The following is a 22854-nucleotide window of genomic DNA, read 5'->3' on the forward strand; positions in this document are numbered from 1 at the left end:
TAGGATATGAAAATGACAAAAAGTTAGGTAAAATGGATGATAGAAAAGAAAAAGTGTAAGGGGATTGTCAACAGCATGGTACAGGTATTGGAAAGATCCATAAATAACATGCAGCTTCAAAAAGCACTCACTCTGCTTTTGAGATTTCAGCAAAATGGAGATTCGGTTCGTGCTGAAAAAGCTGCCAAGCTACTTAAAAAAATGCATGAAAATGAATTTATCACAGCATTCAGTGGCCATTTCTCGGCGGGTAAATCTACAATGATCAATGCATTGATTGGTGAACAGATTCTTCCGTCCAGCCCGATTCCGACAAGCGCAAATCTCGTAAAGGTACATGAAGCACAGGAAGAATTTGCCAAAGTATATTATAAGAATGAAAAGCCGCTGTTATTTAGAGCCCCGTATGATTTTGACACAGTGAAGGAGTTTTGTAAGAGCGGAGAAGTAATAGAGGTAGAAATAGGGAAGTCCGGTTCAAAGCTTCCCCCGGGAATCACTGTTATGGACACACCTGGTGTCGACTCGACGGATGATGCACATAGGATTTCAACAGAATCAGCTCTTCATTTGGCTGATATCGTTTTTTATGTAATGGACTACAATCATGTACAGTCCGAACTGAACTTTTTATATACCAGAAATCTCCTTCAGCATGGGGTAAAGCTATATTTGATCGTCAATCAGATCGACAAACATAATGAAGAGGAGCTTCCTTTTGAAGGATTTAGAAAATCGGTCAGAGAATCCTTTGCAGCATGGAATGTGTACCCGGAAGAGATTTTTTTTACTACATTGAAAAATCCTGATAACAGATTTAATGAATTTCACTCTGTAAAAGCATTGATTCAAGATGCCATCACCAATCATGAAGATTGGATGAATAACACCATTTTATCTGCTTTTCACCAAATGATGAAAGAACATGAGGAATGGCTGCAAGAGGAAAAAATACAGGAAGGTTTGCCATATAAGGATGTTATTGATGACCTTGAAGATACAAACCTTGCCGGCATTTTCAGTGAACAGGAAAATCTGCAAATCAAAGAGAGAAATTTGCTTAATAAGGCGGATGATTGGATTCGTGATTTTGAAGAGGAAAGGGCAAATTTGCTAAAAAATGCCTACTTGATGCCTTATGAAATAAGAGAACTCGCCGAACGTTTTTTGGAATCTGCACAGCCAGATTTCAAAGTCGGCTTTTTTATGAGCAGAAAGAAAACAGAAGAAGAGAAAGCGTCCCGCCTCAATGAATTTGCAGATAGCATCCGCCGCCAGGTGGAATTGCAGCTTGAGTGGCATTTGCGTGAACTGTTCGCCCGTAAGCTCCAAGCAAGCTCAATCTCAAGTGGTGACCTCGAAGCCGAAGCTCAAAGCTTAAAAGTTGATTTTGAAAATGATATGCTAGTGAACGCCATCAATAAGGGTGCACAAGTAACAGGCGAATATGTGCTGAACTATACGGAAGAACTCGCCAATCAATTGAAGAGGGCTGCAATCAACCAGTCCGACAAATTAAAAGAAAAAATCGTTGCTGTATTTGAGGAAAAAGCAAAAAGTGAACTGCTTTTAATCAGGGCAGATGCAGCTGAAGTTGAAAAAGTGACTACTGCTATCAGACAGCTTGAAAAACTCGACGAGGACTACAGGTTGAAACTGGAGTGCGTAGAAACACCGACTGGTAAAGAAGAGGTGATTTTTGAAAAACTCCAAGTGGAATGGGCGCAATTAGATAAAGACGTAAATATTTTCCAAGACAATATTGTAAAACATGGTAACAGTACATCTGTGAAAGAGGATGTTCAGCCAAGTGCTCCGGTTGAGACATATGAAGACAACGCTCCTCCTCAAAAGGATGTCATCCATAAGCTGGATCTCGCTATCTCTCATTTATCAAAAGAAGCAGGTTTCGAGAGAATAACCGAACATCTTCGGCAGAAGGCTTACAATCTGAAAAACAATAACTATACAATTGCTCTTTTTGGTGCTTTCAGTGCAGGAAAATCATCCTTTGCCAATGCCATGCTCGGTGAAAAGGTACTGCCTGTTTCACCAAATCCGACAACGGCAGCCATAAACAGGATATGTCCACCAAACCAGGATTATGAGCATGGCACTGCAGTTGTCCGTTTAAAAGAGCCAAAAGATATGCTTGATGATGTAAAACAGTCATTGCAGCTTTTCGGGAAAGATTGCAATACACTTGAAGAAGCCTACCACCTCATCCCATCTGTCCTTTCACAAAAAGAAGGAGAAGGGAAAGAGAAGGTGCATTTATCTTTCCTGAGCGCATTTCAGACAGGGTATGATGAATTTTCCGATAAACTTGGACAATCCATCATTACAGGCATTGATGATTTCCAAGGATTTGTTGCGAACGAATCCCAATCATGTTTTGTCGAATTGATCGATCTGTATTATGACTGTCCTTTTACTAGAAAAGGCGTCACACTGGTGGACACACCCGGAGCAGATTCTATCAATGCACGTCATACAGGGGTTGCGTTCAATTACATTAAAAATTCAGATGCTATACTATTTGTCACATATTACAACCATGCGTTCTCCAAAGCGGACAGGGAATTCCTGATCCAACTGGGCCGGGTGAAAGATGCTTTTGAATTGGATAAAATGTTTTTTATTGTTAATGCCATCGACCTTGCGTCTTCAGATGAAGAAGTAAACGACGTGCTGGGATATGTCAAGAATCAATTGACTGAGTACGGGATTCGTTTCCCAAGAATTTTTGGATTGTCAAGCAAGCTTGCACAGATACCGGAAACAATAGAAATCTCTAATATTGAAGAATTTACAAAGGCATTTTCTTATTTTCTTGAACGTGATTTGGCAAAAATGGCCATTCAATCCGCTGATGCTGAATATCAACGTGCTGTAAAGATGCTCGATCAGATGATCAACTCTGCGAATGAGGATGAATCGGAGAGGGCTGCACATAAGAGCAGACTTATTGAGACGAGAGATCAATTGAATGAGTGGCTAGGAGACATTGGGGTGGCAACCATGCCTGACAGGCTTTCACAAGAGGCCCAGGAACTGGTCCATTACGTCAAACAGAGGGCCTTTTACAGACTTCCGGACTTTTTCAAGGAAGCTTTCAATCCTGCTGCATTGCAAGATAATAATAAAAACTCATTAAATAGGGCATTGGATGATTATTTGGAGGCTTCTGGTTTCGATTTTGCGCAGGAACTTCGTGCCACCTCTATAAGAGTCGAGCAATTTGCAGGAAAACTCCTCAAGGAACGCTTTGATCAAATTAATCGTGAGATAATGTCAATGGATAAAAACTTGATGATATCATCGCCTGAGTTTGGCAAGGCAGAAACACTTGATTTTTCACCGGCATTTAAAGACAATGACAGAAAATATTTTGCTGGGTCATTCAAGTATTTCAAAAATCCAAAGTCCTTTTTTGAAAAAAACGAGAAAAAGCTAATGGAGGAAGCACTGGAAGATTTGCTTTCCCCGCTTGCAGATTCATATTTAGAACAAGGCCTCGCCAAATTGAATCAGCATTATCAAGGAATGTTGAAAGCCGAATTTGAAAGAATGATAAAAAACATAAAAGATGATATAAACGGTCAATATTCAGCATGGCTGCTTGCATTTGAGGATACCGGCAAGATCGATCATTGGAAGGAGATTCGCCAGGCAATAGTCCCGGCTGACTGAACTTCTGAAGGGGGAAGTTGATCATGTACTTTAAATCGATCGAATGGCTGAAAGAGAGGCTGGAAGATGAAAATATCCGAATTGTTGACGCCACTTACTCATTGAATGACCATTCATATGGCAGAAGGACTTACGAACAGAAACACATTCCCGGTGCCGTTCATTTTGACTTGGCCCATGATCTTTCTGATAAAGTTCAGAAGCATGGGGGCCGGCACCCACTACCGGATTTCCAAAAGCTGAAACAGAAATTGGGACAAGCCGGCATCAATGAAAAAATGACAGTGATTACTTATGACCGCGGGGAAAATTGCTTTGCGTCCCGCTTTTGGTGGCTATTAAAATATATGGGGCATCCTGATGTCTATGTATTGGATGGCGGCATGGAATCATGGGAGGAATCTGATTTTCCTATTACGGATACAATACCGGATTATAAACCTGTCCATTTTACTATTAGGATGAATCATGACATGCTTGCAGATATAGCAGATGTTAGAGCCGCGTTGGATAAACAATCGGCAGTACTGATTGATTCAAGGGCGCGGGAAAGGTATCTGGGCCTTATTGAACCGCTTGACCGCAAACCGGGGCATATTCCGGGTGCCATTAACCATGAATGGACAGACGGGTTTAAAGATGGAAAATGGAAGAGCCGTGAAGAACAGATTAGTAGATTTTCTGAATTGGATAAAGACAGTAAAATCATTGTTTATTGCGGTTCGGGAGTGTCAGCCACTCCGAATATCATCGCACTGCTGGAAGCGGGATATAAGCATGTCAAATTGTATGCAGGCAGTTATTCCGATTGGATTTCCTATCCGGAAAATCCAGTCTCAAAAGAAGGGAATTAAGCAGGGCTAACAGAAAGCCCTGTTTTTCATGCTATAATGACGTTAAACGAAAAATGGTTGAAAGGTGTTATCCAATGATGACTAAAAACAGGTTATTACTAGTTGACGGCATGGCTCTGCTTTTCCGTGCATTTTTTGCTACTTCCATCAGAAAGCAATTTATGACTAACAGCAAGGGGATACCGACTAACGCTGTTCAGGGTTTTTTACGGCATTTCCTATCAGCGCTGGAATCCTCTCAACCCTCACATGTTGCCGTGTGTTGGGATATGGGGAGCAAAACATTCAGAAACGATATATTCCAAGATTATAAGTCCAATCGGGAGGCTCCTCCCTTGGAGCTTCTTCCGCAATTCGATCTGGTAAAAGAAGTAACATCAGCTTTTTCCATTCCGAATGTAGGGCTTGCCGGTTATGAAGCAGATGATTGCATTGGCACTATTTGTGAACAAATGAAAAAGGATATTGATATCACCGTTTTAACAGGTGACCGCGATCTGCTGCAAATTTTGGATGATCAAGTACACGTGTGGATTTTGCAAAAAGGGATTGGTAATTATGCCAAGTATACAAAAAAAGAGTTTACGGAAAAATTCAATCTGGCCCCTAAACAGCTTGTGGATGTAAAAGCTTTAATGGGTGATACCAGTGACGGGTATCCGGGTGTTAAAGGTATTGGTGAAAAGACGGCAATGAAACTGATACAGGATCACGGGGATATCGAGTCATTGCTAGCGAACTTATCAGCTCTAACACCATCGCAGCAAAAAAAGATAGAACAGGATAAGGAAATGATGTTTCTTTCACGGGAGTTAGCTGAAATTCATTGTGAGGTCCCGGTTAAAATCAATCTTGAAGAAGCTGATTGGAGAGGCGTTCCGAAAAGTGCCTTTGAAATCGTTCAAGAACATGAATTAAACACTGTCCGCCGGCAGCTATATCAATTAGAAAAAGAAATTGTGGAAGATCCTTTTGCAGAATGGGAAATGACACGTTGACGGAAATGAAGTCTATATTAACAATACGAATATGTTACATTTCTTTATGGTTCATTCGGATGGCTTTTCTTGCGAGTTCATCCGCTTTTTTGTTTTCCTTTGAAGGTATCCACTTGATAAAGAAAAGCTCGAATGAATTTGAAAGTCGAAGGGCTTCCTCTAGAAGCGGCGCATATTTTTTATTACGTACGAATTCATTCTCGATGGCATCGACTACAAGGGAAGAATCAGATCTTACAGAAATAATGGTATATGAGTGATCCAAGCAAATTTCCAGTGCTTTGATCAAAGCTATAAATTCGGCTTCATGATTAGTTAAATGTCCAAGCGGAATCGAATGGTTCTCAACGTGACCATGATTTTTTATAAAAATGCCAATGCCGCTCAGGCCCGGGTTTCCTGCACTAGCACCGTCGATGTATACTTCAATCATTTGACCGGCATCTCCATTCGGTTATTTTCCCGCAACTTGGGAAATATCATAATTAAAGAAGGTCACTTAAATTATATCTGATAGGAAGATCTGAACCAACAAATTTACATTGAGGGATCGTTGAATGTATATAAAGCTGAAATTTCATTATAAAGGCCCTAAGACCAAAGGACTTCAATTGGAGTCGGAGTGGTTTGAGGATAAGACAATTAGTATGTTGGTGAACGATATGCTGAAGACAGGCCGGATCAAAGATATTATGGTAATGGATGAAATGGGAAGGGAATGGACATTAAAGGAATTTAATAAGCTGATGGAAAAGCTAGAAGAAGAACCGACCAATCCTACTATATTCTTTGACGGTGGATATGACCGCCAGAATACAGAGTCCGGGATCGGCATTGTCATTTATTATGATAAAGGCAGGGAGAGATTTCGCATGAGGTATAACGCGAAATTACTTGAGCTGTCAAACAACAATGAAGCCGAATACGCAGCATTGTACAATGCTATGGAGTTACTCCAGCAAATCGGAGTCAAGCATTCCCCATGTGTAATCAAAGGTGATGCTCAGGGAGTACTTAAGCAGCTTTCCGGGGAATGGCCATGTTTCGAAGAAACGCTGAATCAGTGGCTGGACAGGATTGAAGCTAAAATCGAAGCCATGGCTCTACAGCCGTCATTTCAAGTCATTCCTAGAAATGAAAATAAAGAAGCAGATAAACTGGCCAGCCAAGCCCTTCAAAATATATTGATTGACAGCCATCAGAAGATCGAAACATAAAAAATTAAGGTGTTAATGTGTCTGGGGTCACAAGAATAAGTGTCAAGGGAAGGTTGGTCACATGAACCGTTCAAAAGTGATGAAAGAAATAAATGATCTATTAGAGAAATACTGTGAAGACTGCTTTTTAAAAAAACATTTCAGAAAAGAATTCAGTAAGTCGTACGCTCACCACTTTTGCATTAAACAATGTACGGTTGGTGATATCCTTCAAAAGAAAGGCGAATTACTAATAAAAACAATAAAAGGCTGACAAAATATGTCAGCCTTTGGGTTTTTATATAGAAGAAACTTTATTTACGTTAGCAGCCTGAGGCCCACGGTTTCCTTCAACAATCTCGAAAGAAACTTCTTCGCCTTCTTCCAATGTTTTAAAGCCTTCTCCTTGAATTGCGGTAAAATGTACGAAAACATCGTCCCCGCCCTCAACTTCAATAAAACCATAACCTTTTTCATTGTTAAACCATTTTACTTTTCCATTTTGCATGCACTTAATCCTCCTAAAATCTTCGGCAATAAATGCCTATAAAAAATATTATCAATAAGCAAAACTACTGAAAAATCTGTAGATTCCCTATATTTTTGCTTAAAGATAAATCAACTATACACCACGCAAAAAAAAGAGTCAAGAAAACGCTGTAAATTAACTTGATTTATTTGAAAATTTGAATAACAAAAAGCTGAAAGGCATACATTACTTGTTAAAACTTCTTTCTTATAGTACACTTTTATTTGCTTATTACAGGAAAGAGGAGGGATAAAGATGCCGACCCCAAGCATGGAGGATTATATTGAACAGATTTATTTACTGATCACCAACAAAGGATATGCAAGAGTTTCAGATATAGCTGAAGCACTCGAAGTCCATCCCTCCTCGGTTACCAAAATGGTTCAAAAACTTGATCGGGAAAGCTACCTTCATTATGAACGATACAGAGGTCTCGTGTTAACTGCCAAAGGAAAAAAAATTGGTAAGCGACTAGTTGACCGTCATGACTTGCTTGAAAGGTTTCTTATGATCATCGGAGTGGATGAGGATAATATATACGATGATGTAGAGGGAATTGAACATCATTTGAGCTGGAATTCCATTGACCGCATTGGTGATCTTGTGCAATATTTTGAAGAGTACCCGGAAAGAATATCGGAATTGAAGCTTATTCAAGAAAAAAATGAGGAAGAAGCTGCAAATCAATAGATATTGTATCTTTAAAAAACGCTTTGATATAAATTCAAAGCGTTTTTTCTTTTTCTTTGTATTCAGGAAAATAAAAGGAAAAGATGGTGCTATATGGTACAATTGATTTAAAAATGGGGAGGAATGCAAGTGAGCGGACAACAGCCAATGAGTGATATCGCAATCGCACAAAACGCCGAGTTATGGCCAATCCAACAAGTGGCAGAAAAGATCGGTCTGTATGAAGATGATATTGAATATTACGGGAAGTACAAAGCGAAGATTTCATATGAAAAAATTAAAGAAATTCAGAAAAACAAAGATGGAAAGCTCATCCTTGTCACATCCATCAATCCGACTCCGGCAGGGGAAGGCAAATCAACAGTGACTGTAGGTCTCGGCGATGCATTATCAAGGCTAGGTAAAAAGACGGTAATCGCACTCAGGGAACCGTCACTCGGCCCAACCATGGGAATCAAAGGGGGGGCAACAGGTGGGGGCCGTGCCCAGGTACTTCCAATGGAAGACATCAATTTGCATTTCACAGGAGATTTGCATGCCATCACGACAGCAAATAATGCACTTGCTGCATTGCTGGACAACCACATGCAACAGGGGAACAAGCTGAGAATCGATCAGCGCAGAGTCGTTTGGAAGCGGGCCGTAGATTTAAATGACCGTGCCTTGCGTGAAGTAGTCGTAGGCCTTGGAGGAGCTGCACAAGGTATACCTCGTGAGGATGGCTTTGATATAACTGTGGCTTCGGAAATAATGGCTGTGCTATGCCTGTCAACAGATTTGGAGGATTTAAAACGGAGACTTTCCCGCATGGTTATTGCATATGATTTAGACAAGAAGCCTGTCACCGTAAAAGATCTCGGAGTTCAAGGGGCGCTTGCACTACTATTAAAAGATGCACTCAAGCCAAATCTCGTCCAGACAATCGAGCATACACCCGCTATCATTCACGGAGGGCCGTTTGCTAATATTGCCCACGGGTGCAACAGTATCGTAGCGACGAAAACGGCAGCGAAAATGGGTGATTATGTAGTGACGGAAGCGGGATTCGGAGCAGATCTTGGCGCGGAAAAATTTCTTCATATAAAATCCAGAAATGCCGGTCTGCAGCCGGATGCAGTTGTTATTGTAGCAACAATCAGGGCTTTAAAGATGCATGGAGGGGTTTCAAAAAATGAGCTGACCCATGAAAATATAATGGCCCTTGAAAAAGGTTTGGAAAACCTTAAGAAACATACGGAAACGATTGCAAAATTTGGGCTGCCTTTCGTTGTAGCGATCAATAAGTTTTCTGCTGATACGGAGTCTGAGGTATCCGTTCTTGAAAAATGGTGTGATAAACATTCAATCCCTGTTGCATTGACAGAGGTTTGGGAAAAAGGCGGAGCGGGCGGAATAAGCCTGGCTGAAAAGGTATTGAATGAAATAGAATCAAGCAATCGCCAGTTCAATTATTTATACGATCTATCGGACTCTCTTGAAAAAAAAATCAAGGCTATCGTCCACGAGGTTTACGGTGGAAAAGAAGTAGAGTTTTCAGTTGCAGCATTAAAGCAATTGAAGGAATTCGAAGAACTGGGATGGGACAACTTGCCTGTCTGTATGGCGAAAACTCAATACTCCCTTTCAGACGACCCTGCCAAACTCGGTCGTCCAGAAGATTTCATCATCCATGTCCGAGAACTCAAGCCGAAACTCGGAGCTGGTTTTATTGTTGCTTTAACCGGAGAAATGATGACCATGCCGGGACTTCCAAAAGAGCCGGCGGCCTATCATATGGATGTTGATGAAAAAGGGCGGGCAATAGGGTTATTTTAAATATTAAAGGCGCAAACCGTTCTGTGTTTGTGCCTTTTTTATCCGACAGTAATGAAAAGTTGCACCGCCGAAATCGCTCACGGGCAAGGCCCCACCTTTGATATTAGTGTATAGATAAAGGCTGTGTTACAATTACCATAGACAATTTCAATGACTATTTTCGGGAAAGGTGGATTGTCATGAAAATAAAAACAATTGAACCGACACCGAGTCCAAATACGATGAAGGTCATCTTAAGCGAGGAACTTGAATCCGGTGTCAGCAATAATTATAAAAAGGAACAAATGGATTCAGCCCCGCCGTATATAAAACAGATTCTCGAAATAGATGGAGTCAAGGGAGTCTATCATGTAGCCGACTTTTTGGCAGTAGAAAGAAATGGAAAATTTCATTGGGAAGAAATATTACCAAAAGTCAGGGAAGTGTTTGGCGAGGATGGAGAAAGCTCGAATGAAGGAAAAATAGAAGCCGACGAACATTTTGGCGAAGTGGAAGTACAAGTTCAAATGTTTAAGGGCATCCCATTACAGGTAAAGCTGTCAACCGGAACAGAAGAAAGAAGATTCGGATTGCCTAAGCGGTTTACAGATGCCATGTCTGCAGTACAATCGGAAGGTGATAATTATGTGCTCTTACGAAAGTGGAAGGACATGGGAGTCAGATACGGTGATTTGGATACGATTGGCCAACAGGTAACGGACGAGCTGGGGGCTGCCTATCCTGATGAAAGATTGCAACAGATTATTGAAAATGCGAATAAGCCTGAGGGCCAACAGTCTGTTCAATCAAGAAAATTAATCAAGCTCACTCCGGAGATGCTCGATGAGGATGATTGGAGAAAAAGATATCAGCTTTTGGAGCAAATGGATACACCTGAGCTTGAAGATCTTCCGGTACTAGAAAAAGCCTTACACGATGAAAAGTCATCTATAAGAAGACTTGCTGTCGTTTATCTTGGAATGATAGAAGATAAAAGGGTTCTTCCTTTTTTATATAAAGGGCTGCATGATAAAACGGTCACTGTAAGAAGAACAGCAGGTGATTGTCTATCAGATCTTGGATTTTCCGAAGCCATGGAAGAAATGAGCCAAGCATTGAAAGATAAAAGCAGAATTGTACGTTGGCGGGCTGCGATGTTCCTATATGAAGTAGGGGATGAACGGGTTTTGCCTGCCCTTAAAGAAGCCGAAAACGATCCGGAATTTGAAGTGCGTTTACAGATAAGAATGGCTATCGAACGCATTGAAGGCGGGGAAGAGGCCAAAGGTTCCGTTTGGAAGCAAATGACGGAGGCAAGGAGACAAACAACGAAGTAAAGAAATGGAGGAATCATGAATGTCGATGGCATATGAAGAATATATGAAACAAGTGGTCAAGCCAATGAGGGAGGAGCTTGTGAATGCAAAATTCAAGGAGCTTTTGACCCCTGAAGAAGTTGAAGATTTCATGAATAATGTAAAAGGAACTACACTTGTTGTTGTCAACTCGGTCTGTGGCTGCGCTGCCGGACTGGCAAGACCTGCAGCCATCAGGGCAATTGAGGAAAGCGCCGTTAAGCCTGATCATCTTGTAACGGTTTTTGCCGGACAGGAGAGAGAAGCAACCGCAAAAATGCGGGAGTATTTTACCGGATATGAACCGTCATCGCCTTCCATTGCACTGATGCAAGAAAAAGAAGTTGTCCATTTCATTCCAAGGGAAAATATCGAGGATAATGATGTGGATTATATCGTTGCCAGTTTGAAAGCCGCTTTTGATAAAAATTGCAAATAAAGGATAGAGAGCTTTGGGCCGCTCTTATGCCCAAAGCTCTTAATCCGCAATCGTCATATAAACAAAATAACCCAACAAAACTATAAGTCCGATTGTTATTAGTGCAGTCGTCATCTATAAAACCCTCCTTATTCCAAACGAATACTCATATTATACCTCAACATAAAAATTTTACCATTATTTCAGAAAATCTTTCTAGGTAAGTAATCTAATCTCGTTCTATTCATTTATTTAAAGCAGCATACACAATGAAAATCTTCTTCTGGAAGTCTCTATATCTCTCATTAAGTATGATATAATGTAATCTATCTTCAGAGTAAAAACATAAGAAGAGAAGAGGCAGTCCAGGATGCGCAAAATATTATTAATTCTTCTTATTTTCCCTGTCCTATTTCTTATTTCCGACTTTTCCAAGGCAACAAATATTGGGATCCCGCTCGGAGAAAGTGAGCTTCATAGCATATTATCATTAAAGTCAGGCAATCTGCTGAAAAATACAGTCATATTACCAGACAAGGAGTTTGATGAAGCGGAAGCGGCTAAAATTGTCAAGAGGCTGGATCATCTGCCGGAATCCATATTATCAGATATTAGAGAGAGTGGCGTTAAAATAATTCTCTTTGAAGGGAAACTGACGGACCAGCCATACGCAGAGCATCTGAAAGGGAAGGTGCCAAGGGGTTACCCGGAAACTGTGTCATGGGATGATTTGCCGGGGGCTGGCGGCTCGCAGTATGTCTTTGTTAAAATCGGGTCAAGTGAAAAAGGAAAAGGCCATAGTTCTGTAAATCTTGAATATCATGAACTGGCACATTCCCTTCAGCGATTTTCCTATAGTAATGAAAAAATGGATAAAGAAATAACACAAATATGGAAACAGGAGGCTAGCTCACTATTCCCTAAAAGAGATTATTTTCTCGATTATAAGGAAGAGTATTTTGCTGAATGTTTCGCTTATTACTTTTACTCTGAAAGTACACGGCAGCAATTGAAAAAGAAAGCACCGAAGATGTATACTTTTTTAAACAGCCTACAATAAAGCGAGGGTGTCTTTTATGGAACAGTATCTGAAATTATGCAGGCATGTGCTTGAGAAAGGAACAGTGAAGGAGGATCGGACCGGAACAGGAACGATCAGCACTTTCGGATATCAAATGAGGTTTGATTTACAGGAAGGGTTTCCGCTGTTGACCACAAAAAAACTGCATGTGAAATCAATTATTTATGAGCTCCTTTGGTTTTTGGCCGGAGATACGAATGTGAAGTATCTGCAGGAGCATGGAGTCAGAATTTGGAATGAATGGGCAGACGAGAATGGTGACCTCGGTCCTGTTTACGGAAAGCAATGGCGGTCATGGCAGACTGCTGATGGGGAAACAGTGGATCAAATCAAAGATGTTCTGCATCAGCTCAAGACAAACCCGGATTCCCGCCGGATGATTGTCAATGCCTGGAACGTTGGGGACATAGAGAAGATGGCATTGCCGCCATGCCATTGTCTATTTCAGTTCTATGTTGCTGATGGAAAACTTTCCTGCCAGCTCTATCAGCGTTCTGCCGATATTTTTCTGGGTGTACCCTTTAACATTGCGTCTTATGCATTGCTGACAATGATGATGGCTCATGTATCGGGCCTTAAGCCTGGAGAGTTCGTCCATACATTGGGCGATGCTCACATATATAAAAATCATGTGGAACAGGTAAAATTGCAGTTGACGAGAAAACCGGGCCCGCTTCCAAAAATGAAGATCAATAAGAATGTGAAGGACTTGTTCTCTTTCACTTATGATGATTTTTCATTGGAAGATTATCATGCCCAACCGCATATTAAAGGAGCAGTGAGTGTATGATTTCTTATTTGTGGGCCCAAGATGAGAATGGGTTAATCGGGAAAAAAAATGAACTTCCATGGCGACTCCCGGCAGATTTGAAATATTTTAAAGAAACGACAATGGGCCACCCAATTGTAATGGGAAGAAAAACTTTTGAATCTATCGGCAGGCCATTGCCGGGACGTACAAATATCATACTGACAAGAGATCCGGATTATCAGGCAAAAGGCTGTCTTGTTTTTCATTCCAAAGATGAGCTTCTTGGATGGATTGAAGAAAACGGCACGGAAGTGTTTATTACTGGCGGTTCCGAAGTATTCAAACTTTTTCTGGATGCCGTCAATCGACTGTATGTAACGAGGATCAGAGCTACTTTTGAGGGTGATACATATTTTCCGGAGCTGGATTGGAAAAAATGGCGCTTGATATCAGCTAAAAAAGGCCCTAAAGATGACCAAAATCCGTATGATTATGAATTCCAAGTATACGAACGGGACTAATAAAGCGAACCGGTGTGTTCGCTTTTTCATTTGTCAGTCCGGAAAGATTATTAGCTCTAAGGATGTGCAGCACGAATATGATTAAAATAGTGACTGATTCAAGCAGTGATTTAACGATGCAAGAAGCGAAGGAGTTGGATGTCCAAATAATCCCCCTTACTATATCCATAGGTGAGGACTCTTATTTGGATGGGGTTGATATAACTCCAGAAGAATTCATTGAGAAAATGAAAGAATCCAATAATTTTCCAAAAAGTTCCCAGCCGGCAATTGGGGAATTGCTCAAGTTATATAATCAATTGGCTGAAGATGGAAGTGAAGTGTTATCAATCCATCTCTCAGGAAAATTGAGTGGTACTTCGGAATCCGCAAAGACTGCCGCAACGATGTCTGGAAGAAAAGTGACTGTAGTAGATTCATTGTTTATCTCCAAAGCCTTAGGTTTTCAGGTGAGAGAAGCAGCAAGAATGGCGAAGAAAGGCTGCGTTATGGATGAAATTTTGGAGAAATTAGACCATATTAGAAAAAACACTCATTTATTTGTGGTTGTGGATACATTGGAAAATCTTGTTAAAGGCGGACGGATTGGAAAAGGGACAGCGATGATTGGCTCCTTCCTGAATATCAAACCGATCGCGATCTTGGAAAACGGAGAATATTCCCCAGTTGCCAAAGCTAGAAGCCAATCACAGGCAATTAAATATATAGTGAAACAGTTTATGAATGATGTGAAAGGGAAAACAATCAAATATGCAAGTATTGCACATGCGAATGGACTGGAATTTGCCATGAAATTGAAAGAACAAATAGAGGAAAAGTCAGGTTTCCATTCTGTTGAGATACTTTGGACGAGCCCGGTCATCAGTACTCATACCGGACAAGGAGCAATAGGCTTTTCTTATTTTGCGGAATAACAGGGGGCGGTCATTTACGATCGCTTTTATTTTGGTGGTAATGGACAGGTGCTTTCTCTAATAGTTCAATATCTTTTTATCTTATACTGCATATGATGTTATAATGAAAGCACTTAAATAAAGTGAGTGGGCAAGCCAGATGAAAAAAATTGTATTAGCGTTGTGTTTCGTTTTATTTCTTTCCGGATGTGTAAGCCATACAAGGCAATTGAGTAAGAATGAAACGGCTATTGAAGAAAAACAAACTCCTCCTGCGGATTTTATACCACAGGATGTAAAAGTTGTTTCCGTCGGGGATTCTTTGACGCAGGGGGTAGGATCTGATGACCAGCATGGAGGCTATATTCCCTTCTTGCAGTCGGAACTTGAAAAATTAAAAGGCATCAAAAAAGCAGAATTTATTAATCACGGCAAAAAAGGAAACAGAACTGACCAATTGTTGAAGCGCCTGCAACAGCCGAAAGTAATATCAGACATCATGGACGCTGATATGGTTATCATTACAATCGGCGGCAATGATATCATGCAGGTTTTTAGAGAAAACCTCTTGGGCCTCAAGCTTAATAAATTCATTGCGGCAGAGGATGAATATCAAAAGAGGCTCGATGACATATTAGCCCTGATAAGGAGTTATAATAGTGATGCCGGAATTATTCTTGTCGGTATTTATAATCCTTTTATCAAATGGTTTTCAGATATAAAAGAAATGGATCAAGTGGTTGAAAACTGGAACAATGTGAGTTCTGAGACAATTGCAAAATATAATCATGCGCTCTTTGTTCCCGTTGCAGACATTTTTGAAAATAATGAGGAGAGTCTGCTTTATACGGATTATTTCCACCCTAACACCCGAGGGTATGAGTTGATAGCAGAGCGCATTTATAATTATTTGACTGCCGAAAACTATATTTGAAAAAGGAACTTTGCAGCGCGGGGGAAAGGTAATGGGTAACAAAAACTATTGGAAGATCAGTTTTTTGGTGTTAGCGGCCGTTAACTTGGTATTCGTATTGGGAATTGGGCTGCTCATTTTTTTGTCATCTGATCAAAAAGAGATCCCAAAAGATACAACGGATACAGGTACTTATTCAGAATTTACTATAAATACCCATAAAGAGGATTTGAATGATCTTATCAATTACTATATAGAAAAGGAAGGCTTGAATGGGCCAATTAATTATAATGTCTTTTTGACAGATGAGGTCGAACTTTATGGGGAGGTATCAGTATTTTCCCAGGTACTGCAGCTAAAAATGACATTTGAACCAAAAGCCTTAGACAATGGTGATCTGGTGTTGGAGCAGAAGGATGTTTATTTAGGCGATGTAAAATTGCCTGTATCTTATATACTGAAGTTTATACGAGATGCCTATAAATTGCCCCCTTGGGTAATTATTCAGCCAAACGACCAGCAGGTATATGTGGCACTCAGGGAAATGAGACTGAACAATGGGATTCAGGTACGAGTGCAGGAGTTTGACCTTGCAGAAGATCGGATATCGATGAAAATGCTGGTCCCTACAGAATAATAGAAACTGTACAAGGAGGAATATCAATGACAGTAAACGATCGATTGCAGCTGGCAACATTTGCAGGAGGCTGTTTTTGGTGTATGGTCAAACCGTTTGATGAGATACCTGGAATTAAGAAAGTCGTATCTGGGTATACTGGGGGAACAACCAAAAATCCCACCTATGAGCAGGTTTGTTCAGGGGTAACAGGCCATACTGAGGCAGTTCAAATCACTTTTGATTCAACAGTCATACCATATGTCAATCTTCTTGACCTATACTGGATGCAAATCGATCCGACTGATGCGGGTGGGCAATTTTATGATCGAGGCGACTCTTATCGCCCTGCCATCTTTTATCATAATGAAGAACAGCGGGTGCTTGCGGAAAAATCTAAGCAAAACCTGGATGAAAGTGGAAAGTTCACCAGGCCTATCGTTGTAACGATTGAGCCGGCTCAGCCTTTTTACGAAGCTGAGGAATACCATCAAGAATTCTATCGGAAAAATCCTGAACGTTATAACGCATATCAACACGGCTCAGGGAGAGCACAATTCATTGATCGACATTGGGGTGATCAACATGAACAAAAATGAACTTAGAAAAAAATTAACGCCAATGCAATATGAAGTGACACAGAATAATGGAACCGAGCCGCCTTTTCGCAATGAATATTGGAATAACAATGCGGAAGGTATATATGTAGATATTATTTCAGGAAAACCCTTATTTAGTTCAAAAGACCAGTATGATGCCGGATGTGGTTGGCCAAGCTTTACAAAGCCGATAGAAGAAAGCGAAGTATTGGAGAAGCAGGATTTCAGCCATGGCATGATACGAACTGAAGTAAGAAGTAAGACGGCCGATTCCCATTTGGGGCATGTTTTTCCGGATGGTCCCGGACCAACGGGGTTGAGATACTGTATTAATTCTGCAGCACTGCGATTTATACCAAAAGAGAAACTGGAAGAAGAAGGTTACAGTGAATTTAAACAAATGTTCGAATAGATCACATGCCGTCGACGTCCAACAAATATCCCTCTTTTGAGAAAAAATGGGCATAAGCACATGCGGTCCGCGAAACTCCTACATAGTATATGGATGAAGAGACTATAAGAAATCAATTGAGGAGTGATGACATGTACTATGGCGGATACGGCGGATGCGGTTGCGATGGATTTGCATCCCCGGCATATGGCTATGGAGGGTGTGGAGTAGGCGGATTCGGCGGCGGTTTTGCCCTGATTGTTGTACTGTTTATCCTGTTGATTATCATCGGGGCATGCTGGTGTTTCTAGAACATTATTAAATTAGAATTCTCTTGTGAAATAGCGAGCCTCCTAAAAACTGGGGGCTTTTTGATGGTGGCTGTGCATATATTTAAAGAAAGACAACCTATTTCCTTTACCTTGTAAGAGGTTTTTATTTACATGTACCGGACAATCAGCTAAGCTATATTGAAAGAATAACAAAGCTGAAAGGCGTACAAAGTTATGAAGAAACCTTTTTACCATTTTTTACTGAAATACCGGCAGCCGGAATCAAAAGATGATATAAGCTATTTTGCGACAGAAGTTTATAAGGATCATGGTTTTCCAAAAGATTCAATGGATTACTATGAAATCAGCGATTACCTTGAATTGAGCGGAAGTTATCAAACGACACTGTCCGTTTTCGATAGGGCTTGGGAATTGTATTTGGAAGCAGAGAACAAAAGATAGAAAAATGAATAAAAAGGGGCGGAATGAAATGCGTGAAATCGATGTGTTTATTGACACAGAAGAAATTGCAGAATTTTTTTATCAAGAACTCATCAAAAGGGGTTTCATTCCAACAGAAGAAAATACCAGGGAGCTTGCGGATATCACGTTCGAGTACTTATTAAAAAAAGATATCATAACTGAAGAATGGGATGAGTGATCTTTCTTGAAAGAGATAAAAAGGGGAAGCCGGCGACCCCTTTATGATACTCATTATGTTTCATTTCAGCTATTGATAGCTTACGGCTGTTGCTGAACATACACTTTCTCTCATTTTATAAAAATTCCCTAAATAGTGTTTCTCAAAAGCGGCTGCAGCGGAAATAAGTCCCTGTTCGCTCATTTTTTTCCCCACGAGCTGAACACCGACCGGAAGTCTTTCTTCACTAAGCCCGGCCGGTATGGATAGGGCGGGGTGCCCGGTTAAATTGAAATAAGAAGTATATCGTATCATACAGTTAAAAATAGATTCAGTTTCACCGTTGAATTGGACCCCTCCCTCTCCAATAGCTTTTGGAAGAGCAGGGAGGGTGGGGGTGACAATCAGGTCAATGTCTTTAAATAAAATATCGAATTCTTCGGTTATTTGTTCTTTGCGTCTCAGCGCGTTGATATAGTCAATTGCCTGTATCGAAGAGCTGGATTCCATTATTTGTTTTACATCTTCTCCATACTTGCCAAGATTACGTGCAATCCGATCCTTATGAACATAGCCAGCCTCTGCAATTGCCAAGGTGAAAGTTAATGAGGATGTTTCTTCAACATGTGGTATTTCTACATAAACGAGTGACGCACCCAGTTCTTCAAATCTCTTTAATGTACTTTCGTATACTTCCAATACCTCAGGTTCAATCCGATCAGTAAAAAAGTTGGAAGGGATGCCCATTCTCCATCCTTTTATAGAAGTATTTTCGTATGAATAGTTCGAATTTGTCAATGCTCCCATTACCAATGCCAGGTCAGCAGTATTTTGGACGATAGGGCCGTTATGGTCCAGTGACCAGGATAGGGGGGTGATACCGGAATTGTTGAGTAGCCCGTATGTCGGTTTCAATCCGATTAAACCGCAGCAGGAAGCGGGAATTCTGATGGATCCGCCAGTATCTGTCCCTATGGAAGCCGCGCATAGATTGGCAGCGACAGACACAGCTGAGCCTCCGCTTGAGCCTCCGGAAATATAGCCGGGATTCCAAGGGTTTCTCGCTGGACCGTAAAAAGGATTATTATTCGTTATTCCGAAAGCAAATTCATGCATATTCGTTTTTCCTATCATAATGGCGCCATCCTTCTGTAGGGTCTGAATGATGGGAGCATTGTTAGTTGGTACAAAGTCGCGATCGATGATGGATCCGCTCGTGGCAGGGACCCCCTTTACATGAATGTTGTCTTTATAAGATAAGGGTATTCCTTCAAGCTTTCCAGCTTGCCCCATGGACCAGCGAATTTCAGCCAATTTCGCCTGATTCAATGCTGTTTCTTCTGTTAATTGAATAAAAGCGTTCAGAGATTCTGCCTGTTTCGCCCTTTTCAAGTATTCCCTCGTCACTTCTACAGGCGACAGCTCTTTCTTCCTGAAACCCTCTAGCATATCTTTAATTGATAGCATATTTTAACCTCCATCATTTTAATCCACTACTATTGAAACTAATTTTATCATATAGGTAATCATTTTTATAAAAATTTCTAAATATTTTGTTGATTAAATATAACATAAATTGTATAATTCGTATATTATTTGATACTAAAGGAAGATGTTGCTATGAAAAAAATTAATGAACGAATGGTACATGAGTCATTCTATGACGAGATCTTTTCCATCATGGAAAAAGAGCCGTATGCACAGCATTTGGGGATAAAACTCGAAGCATTGGGGGAAGGAAGCGCAGTTGCATCATTGGAAGTGAAGAAGTACATGTTGAATTCTCATAATACAGTACATGGGGCCGTCCTTTTTGCACTGGCGGACTATGTGTTTGCATCTGCCAGCAATTCTTATGGGAAGACAGCGGTAGGCCTGACAACTACAATGAATTTCATGTCACCTGCAAGTGAAGGGGATACGCTAAGGGCGGAAGCAGTCGAAGAGAAGAAGGGCAACAGGCTTGCCTGGTATAAGATTAAAGTATTTTGTGATGATGAACTTCTTGCCACAATGGATGCAACGGTTTACCGTAAGAATGATTTTTTTGTCCCTATCGAAAAAATGGAAAAAGAGACAGGCTTCATGAAATGAAGTTAGTCTCTTTTTTTCCTCCCATATAAGCGTCCCTGACGCGCTGATCCTTCATTAGATCTTTCGCATTTCCTGTCATGACAATTTCACCCCGCTCTATGACGCAGGCACGATCGGCTATCTTTAGAGCCGCTTTAATATTTTGTTCTACTAGGATGATTGTCGTATTGAAATCCTCCCGTAGATGATCAAGTATGTTCATGATGTCTTTCACTATTAATGGTGCCAGTCCCAATGAAGGTTCATCAAGCATCATGAGCTTCGGATTGGACATTAATCCGCGGGCAATGGCAAGCATCTGCTGTTCACCTCCGCTTAATAGCCCGCCAGGGCGGTTTTCCATTGTTTTTAACTTTGGAAACAGCTCATAACAGCGGTCGATGTCTTTTTGTAGAGTTTTTTTACTTTCTTTAATACGGTGATAGGCTCCAAGCATTAAGTTGTCTTTTACTGTAAGAGCATCAAATATTTGCCTGCGTTCAGGAACGAGGCAAATTCCCTGTCTGACTATTTCTTCCACCTTCTTTTTGCTGATATCGCGCCCTTCGTAAATGATGTTTCCTTCTTTTTGAAGGTATACCCCTGCTATAGTCCCGAGCAATGTGCTTTTTCCTGCACCGTTGGAGCCGACAATAGCAAAGATTTCCCCCTTTTCCAATTCAAAAGATATTCCTTTTAACACATGGAGGTATCCATGGAACGTATGAATGTTATCGACTTTAAGCATTTAAATCGCCTCCTCTTCATCAGTTCCCAAATAGGCAGCAATAACTTTTTCATTTTCATAGATTTCCGCGGGAGTCCCTTCGGCAATTTTTTTGCCGTAATCTATGACTACAATCCGATCGGAGATGCCCATCACTGTCTCCATATCATGCTCTACAAAAAGGAATGACATGCCTTCAGATCTCATTTGCTGTATGACCTGGACGAGTTGAGAAGATTCTTGGGGATTTAAGCCCGCCATCGGTTCATCCAACAGGATCAATTTGGGAGAGGAAGCTGCTGCTCTTGCGATTTCCAATAGACGTTGGTTACCGTAGGGGAGAACTTTGGCATCCTCATGTGCCAGATCGGAGATTCCCACTTTTTCCAAGTAATGCATGGCAATCTCATATGCTTGTTTTTCTTCTCTTTTTACGAGCGGCAAGCGAAATCCAGATGTTAAAAAACCGGTTTTCAAGCGGCAATGAACACCGGACATCACGTTCTCTACGACAGTCATATTTTCAAACACCTGTAAGTTTTGAAAGGTCCTTGTAATACCTGCTTCTGCTATTTGAAAAGGCCGTTTTCCTGTTATTTCCTTTTTATTGAAATTAACCGTGCCTGATGATGGAGACATTACGCCTGTAATCATGTTGAACAAGGTAGTCTTACCAGCACCGTTTGGTCCGATTACTGCCACGATTTCACCAGGATAAAGAAGAAAATCAACGTCACAAACCGCCATAACGCCCCCAAATGACTTTGTCAGACTTTTCACTTCCAGCAAGGGATTACTCATCATTTACTACCTCCTGCCGATACTTTAGGTTCATTCTTTTTCTTAATGGGTGGATGTTCTTTCTTCCCGGGGATAGGAATCATCTTCCAAAAATTTCTCAATACCGGCGCAAGCCCTTGTGGCATATATATCAAGATGATCACCAGCAACACTCCGAAAAAGATGATTTGAAATTCACCGCCGACACTTGGGAGAATCATAGGGACAAAGTCTTTCAACCCTTCATTAAGCAGAACGTAAACAATTGCACCGATCATTCCGCCCCAAATACTTGAGGAGCCGCCTATCACAACCATAATTAATAGGCTTATCGACTCCATTGCTGTAAATAATTCCGGATTGATGAAGGAAACGTAATGTGCATACAAGCTCCCGGCAATGGATGCATAGATTGCACTTAACACGAACACCTTCAATTTATACAGCTGAATATTAACTCCAATAGAGTTGGCAGCAATGTCGCTTCCATGGATTGATCTTAAAGCTCTTCCGACTCTGGAGTGAATAATATTGCTGGAAAACAGGATGCTTAAAAGCAGGATAAGCCAAACCAAATAAAAGAACTTTGTATCTGTATTGAATGAAAAGCCTAAAAACTCGAATGAAGGGATTCCAAAAAATCCGTTCAACCCGCCTGTAAGCGTTTTAAACTCTTTGAAGAAAACAAAAATGATGATACCGAATCCCAGAGTGGCAAGTGCCAAATAGTTTTCTTTAAGTTTCAAAGTCGGGATTCCAATAATAATGGCAATCACAGTAGCAATAACAACTCCGGTCAAAATGCCCAATACACTGGGTAATCCGTACGTACCTGTGACAATGGCTGCCGAATAGGCACCGATGCCATAGAACGCTGCGTGCCCCAATGAAATTTGACCTGCATAACCCATAAGCATCGTCAGACCGGAGGTCACAATAGCGTATAAACCTATCATGATCATGACGCTCAGCATGAAAGAATTTGCAAAAAACGGAATGACAGCTAGGGCGACAACTAAAATGGCGATTCCAATCAATTGTTTTTGCTGGCTGTTTTTATCAATCATATG

General features: G+C 40.9%; 27 protein-coding genes. 21 read left to right on the forward strand and 6 right to left on the reverse strand.

All coding sequences use genetic code 11. From position 1 onward, the window contains the following. Window positions 1-75 precede the first annotated feature (75 nt). The 3 genes from C509_RS0112155 to C509_RS0112165 all read left to right on the forward strand — a co-directional run bounded on the left by C509_RS0112155 (window position 76) and on the right by C509_RS0112165 (window position 5545). On the forward strand, window positions 76-3693 hold the full coding sequence (locus C509_RS0112155) for a dynamin family protein (RefSeq protein ID WP_018707208.1): 3618 nt from the start codon (window positions 76-78) through the stop codon (window positions 3691-3693). A 23-nt stretch (window positions 3694-3716) separates the two neighbouring features. After that, on the forward strand, window positions 3717-4547 hold the full coding sequence (locus C509_RS0112160; RefSeq protein ID WP_018707209.1) for a sulfurtransferase: 831 nt from the start codon (window positions 3717-3719) through the stop codon (window positions 4545-4547). Window positions 4548-4624: 77 nt separating this feature from the next. Beyond that, window positions 4625-5545 carry a 5'-3' exonuclease gene (locus C509_RS0112165; RefSeq protein WP_211214271.1) on the forward strand — a complete coding sequence of 307 codons (921 nt, stop codon included), beginning with the start codon at window positions 4625-4627 and terminating at the stop codon, window positions 5543-5545. Window positions 5546-5579: 34 nt separating this feature from the next. Here the strand turns inward: C509_RS0112165 and C509_RS0112170 are convergent, their stop codons facing one another. Continuing rightward, window positions 5580-5978 carry a reverse transcriptase-like protein gene (locus C509_RS0112170; RefSeq protein ID WP_018707211.1) on the reverse strand — a complete coding sequence of 133 codons (399 nt, stop codon included), beginning with the start codon at window positions 5976-5978 and terminating at the stop codon, window positions 5580-5582. A 124-nt stretch (window positions 5979-6102) separates the two neighbouring features. Here C509_RS0112170 and C509_RS0112175 point away from each other — a divergent pair, with 124 nt between their 5' ends. Next, window positions 6103-6762: a reverse transcriptase-like protein gene (locus C509_RS0112175; protein WP_018707212.1), complete on the forward strand. Its 660-nt coding sequence runs from the start codon at window positions 6103-6105 to the stop codon at window positions 6760-6762. Window positions 6763-6823: 61 nt separating this feature from the next. Further along, window positions 6824-7015: a zinc-finger domain-containing protein gene (locus tag C509_RS0112180; protein WP_018707213.1), complete on the forward strand. Its 192-nt coding sequence runs from the start codon at window positions 6824-6826 to the stop codon at window positions 7013-7015. A gap of 24 nt (window positions 7016-7039) precedes the next feature. On the opposite strand, the gene cspD is transcribed toward C509_RS0112180, so the two are convergent. After that, window positions 7040-7249 (reverse strand): cold-shock protein CspD, encoded by a 210-nt coding sequence (gene cspD / locus C509_RS0112185; RefSeq protein WP_018707214.1) that lies wholly within the window; start codon window positions 7247-7249, stop codon window positions 7040-7042. A 276-nt stretch (window positions 7250-7525) separates the two neighbouring features. Between cspD and mntR the strand changes: the two genes are divergently transcribed. The 15 genes from mntR (at window position 7526) to C509_RS25580 (ending at window position 18225) form a co-directional block, all read left to right on the forward strand. Continuing rightward, complete coding sequence (gene mntR, locus C509_RS0112190; RefSeq protein ID WP_018707215.1) at window positions 7526-7960, forward strand: transcriptional regulator MntR; 435 nt, start codon at window positions 7526-7528, stop codon at window positions 7958-7960. Between the two features lie 123 nt (window positions 7961-8083). Then, window positions 8084-9775 (forward strand): formate--tetrahydrofolate ligase, encoded by a 1692-nt coding sequence (locus C509_RS0112195; RefSeq protein WP_026319830.1) that lies wholly within the window; start codon window positions 8084-8086, stop codon window positions 9773-9775. 179 nt (window positions 9776-9954) lie between these two features. Beyond that, window positions 9955-11091 carry a conserved virulence factor C family protein gene (locus C509_RS0112200; protein ID WP_018707217.1) on the forward strand — a complete coding sequence of 379 codons (1137 nt, stop codon included), beginning with the start codon at window positions 9955-9957 and terminating at the stop codon, window positions 11089-11091. A 19-nt stretch (window positions 11092-11110) separates the two neighbouring features. Further along, complete coding sequence (locus C509_RS0112205; protein ID WP_018707218.1) at window positions 11111-11548, forward strand: BrxA/BrxB family bacilliredoxin; 438 nt, start codon at window positions 11111-11113, stop codon at window positions 11546-11548. 349 nt (window positions 11549-11897) lie between these two features. Then, complete coding sequence (locus C509_RS0112210; RefSeq protein ID WP_018707219.1) at window positions 11898-12587, forward strand: anthrax toxin lethal factor-related metalloendopeptidase; 690 nt, start codon at window positions 11898-11900, stop codon at window positions 12585-12587. Window positions 12588-12603: 16 nt separating this feature from the next. Next, the gene (locus C509_RS0112215) at window positions 12604-13398 is read left to right on the forward strand and encodes a thymidylate synthase (RefSeq protein ID WP_018707220.1); all 795 of its coding nucleotides are present in this window, start codon (window positions 12604-12606) and stop codon (window positions 13396-13398) included. Beyond that, window positions 13395-13880: a dihydrofolate reductase gene (locus C509_RS0112220; RefSeq protein ID WP_018707221.1), complete on the forward strand. Its 486-nt coding sequence runs from the start codon at window positions 13395-13397 to the stop codon at window positions 13878-13880. The genes C509_RS0112215 and C509_RS0112220 overlap by 4 nt, the downstream gene beginning before the upstream one ends. A gap of 77 nt (window positions 13881-13957) precedes the next feature. Next, the gene (locus tag C509_RS0112225; protein WP_018707222.1) at window positions 13958-14794 is read left to right on the forward strand and encodes a DegV family protein; all 837 of its coding nucleotides are present in this window, start codon (window positions 13958-13960) and stop codon (window positions 14792-14794) included. 139 nt (window positions 14795-14933) lie between these two features. After that, the gene (locus tag C509_RS0112230; RefSeq protein WP_018707223.1) at window positions 14934-15707 is read left to right on the forward strand and encodes a GDSL-type esterase/lipase family protein; all 774 of its coding nucleotides are present in this window, start codon (window positions 14934-14936) and stop codon (window positions 15705-15707) included. Window positions 15708-15738: 31 nt separating this feature from the next. After that, window positions 15739-16323, forward strand: coding sequence for a YpmS family protein (locus C509_RS0112235; RefSeq protein ID WP_018707224.1), 585 nt, complete (start codon window positions 15739-15741; stop codon window positions 16321-16323). A gap of 26 nt (window positions 16324-16349) precedes the next feature. After that, window positions 16350-16901, forward strand: coding sequence for a peptide-methionine (S)-S-oxide reductase MsrA (gene msrA / locus C509_RS0112240; protein ID WP_018707225.1), 552 nt, complete (start codon window positions 16350-16352; stop codon window positions 16899-16901). Then, the gene (gene msrB / locus C509_RS0112245) at window positions 16888-17313 is read left to right on the forward strand and encodes a peptide-methionine (R)-S-oxide reductase MsrB (protein WP_018707226.1); all 426 of its coding nucleotides are present in this window, start codon (window positions 16888-16890) and stop codon (window positions 17311-17313) included. Before msrA ends, msrB begins: the two co-directional genes overlap by 14 nt. 131 nt (window positions 17314-17444) lie before the next feature. Continuing rightward, on the forward strand, window positions 17445-17603 hold the full coding sequence (locus C509_RS25575) for a YjcZ family sporulation protein (RefSeq protein ID WP_018707227.1): 159 nt from the start codon (window positions 17445-17447) through the stop codon (window positions 17601-17603). A gap of 195 nt (window positions 17604-17798) precedes the next feature. Beyond that, on the forward strand, window positions 17799-18026 hold the full coding sequence (locus C509_RS0112255) for a YozE family protein (protein WP_018707228.1): 228 nt from the start codon (window positions 17799-17801) through the stop codon (window positions 18024-18026). 28 nt (window positions 18027-18054) lie between these two features. Beyond that, window positions 18055-18225 (forward strand): YozD family protein, encoded by a 171-nt coding sequence (locus tag C509_RS25580; RefSeq protein ID WP_018707229.1) that lies wholly within the window; start codon window positions 18055-18057, stop codon window positions 18223-18225. A gap of 69 nt (window positions 18226-18294) precedes the next feature. Here the strand turns inward: C509_RS25580 and C509_RS0112265 are convergent, their stop codons facing one another. Then, the gene (locus C509_RS0112265) at window positions 18295-19671 is read right to left on the reverse strand and encodes an amidase (RefSeq protein ID WP_018707230.1); all 1377 of its coding nucleotides are present in this window, start codon (window positions 19669-19671) and stop codon (window positions 18295-18297) included. A gap of 153 nt (window positions 19672-19824) precedes the next feature. On the opposite strand from C509_RS0112265, the gene C509_RS0112270 reads away from it, so the two are divergent. Next, complete coding sequence (locus C509_RS0112270) at window positions 19825-20298, forward strand: PaaI family thioesterase (protein ID WP_018707231.1); 474 nt, start codon at window positions 19825-19827, stop codon at window positions 20296-20298. Here the strand turns inward: C509_RS0112270 and C509_RS0112275 are convergent. Genes C509_RS0112275 through C509_RS0112285 form a run of 3 tightly spaced genes read right to left on the reverse strand, consistent with a single transcriptional unit; the run spans window position 20288 to window position 22851 of the window. Next, a complete protein-coding gene (locus C509_RS0112275; protein WP_018707232.1) occupies window positions 20288-21025 on the reverse strand; it encodes an ABC transporter ATP-binding protein in 738 nt (245 codons plus the stop codon). The genes C509_RS0112270 and C509_RS0112275 overlap by 11 nt on opposite strands. Further along, complete coding sequence (locus tag C509_RS0112280) at window positions 21026-21805, reverse strand: ABC transporter ATP-binding protein (RefSeq protein ID WP_026319831.1); 780 nt, start codon at window positions 21803-21805, stop codon at window positions 21026-21028. Continuing rightward, window positions 21805-22851: a branched-chain amino acid ABC transporter permease gene (locus tag C509_RS0112285; protein WP_018707234.1), complete on the reverse strand. Its 1047-nt coding sequence runs from the start codon at window positions 22849-22851 to the stop codon at window positions 21805-21807. The genes C509_RS0112280 and C509_RS0112285 overlap by 1 nt, the downstream gene beginning before the upstream one ends. Window positions 22852-22854: the final 3 nt, after the last annotated feature.

Origin of the sequence: Siminovitchia fordii DSM 16014 = CIP 108821 (assembly GCF_000374565.1) — a bacterium.
Lineage (GTDB): Bacteria > Bacillota > Bacilli > Bacillales > Bacillaceae_C > Siminovitchia > Siminovitchia fordii.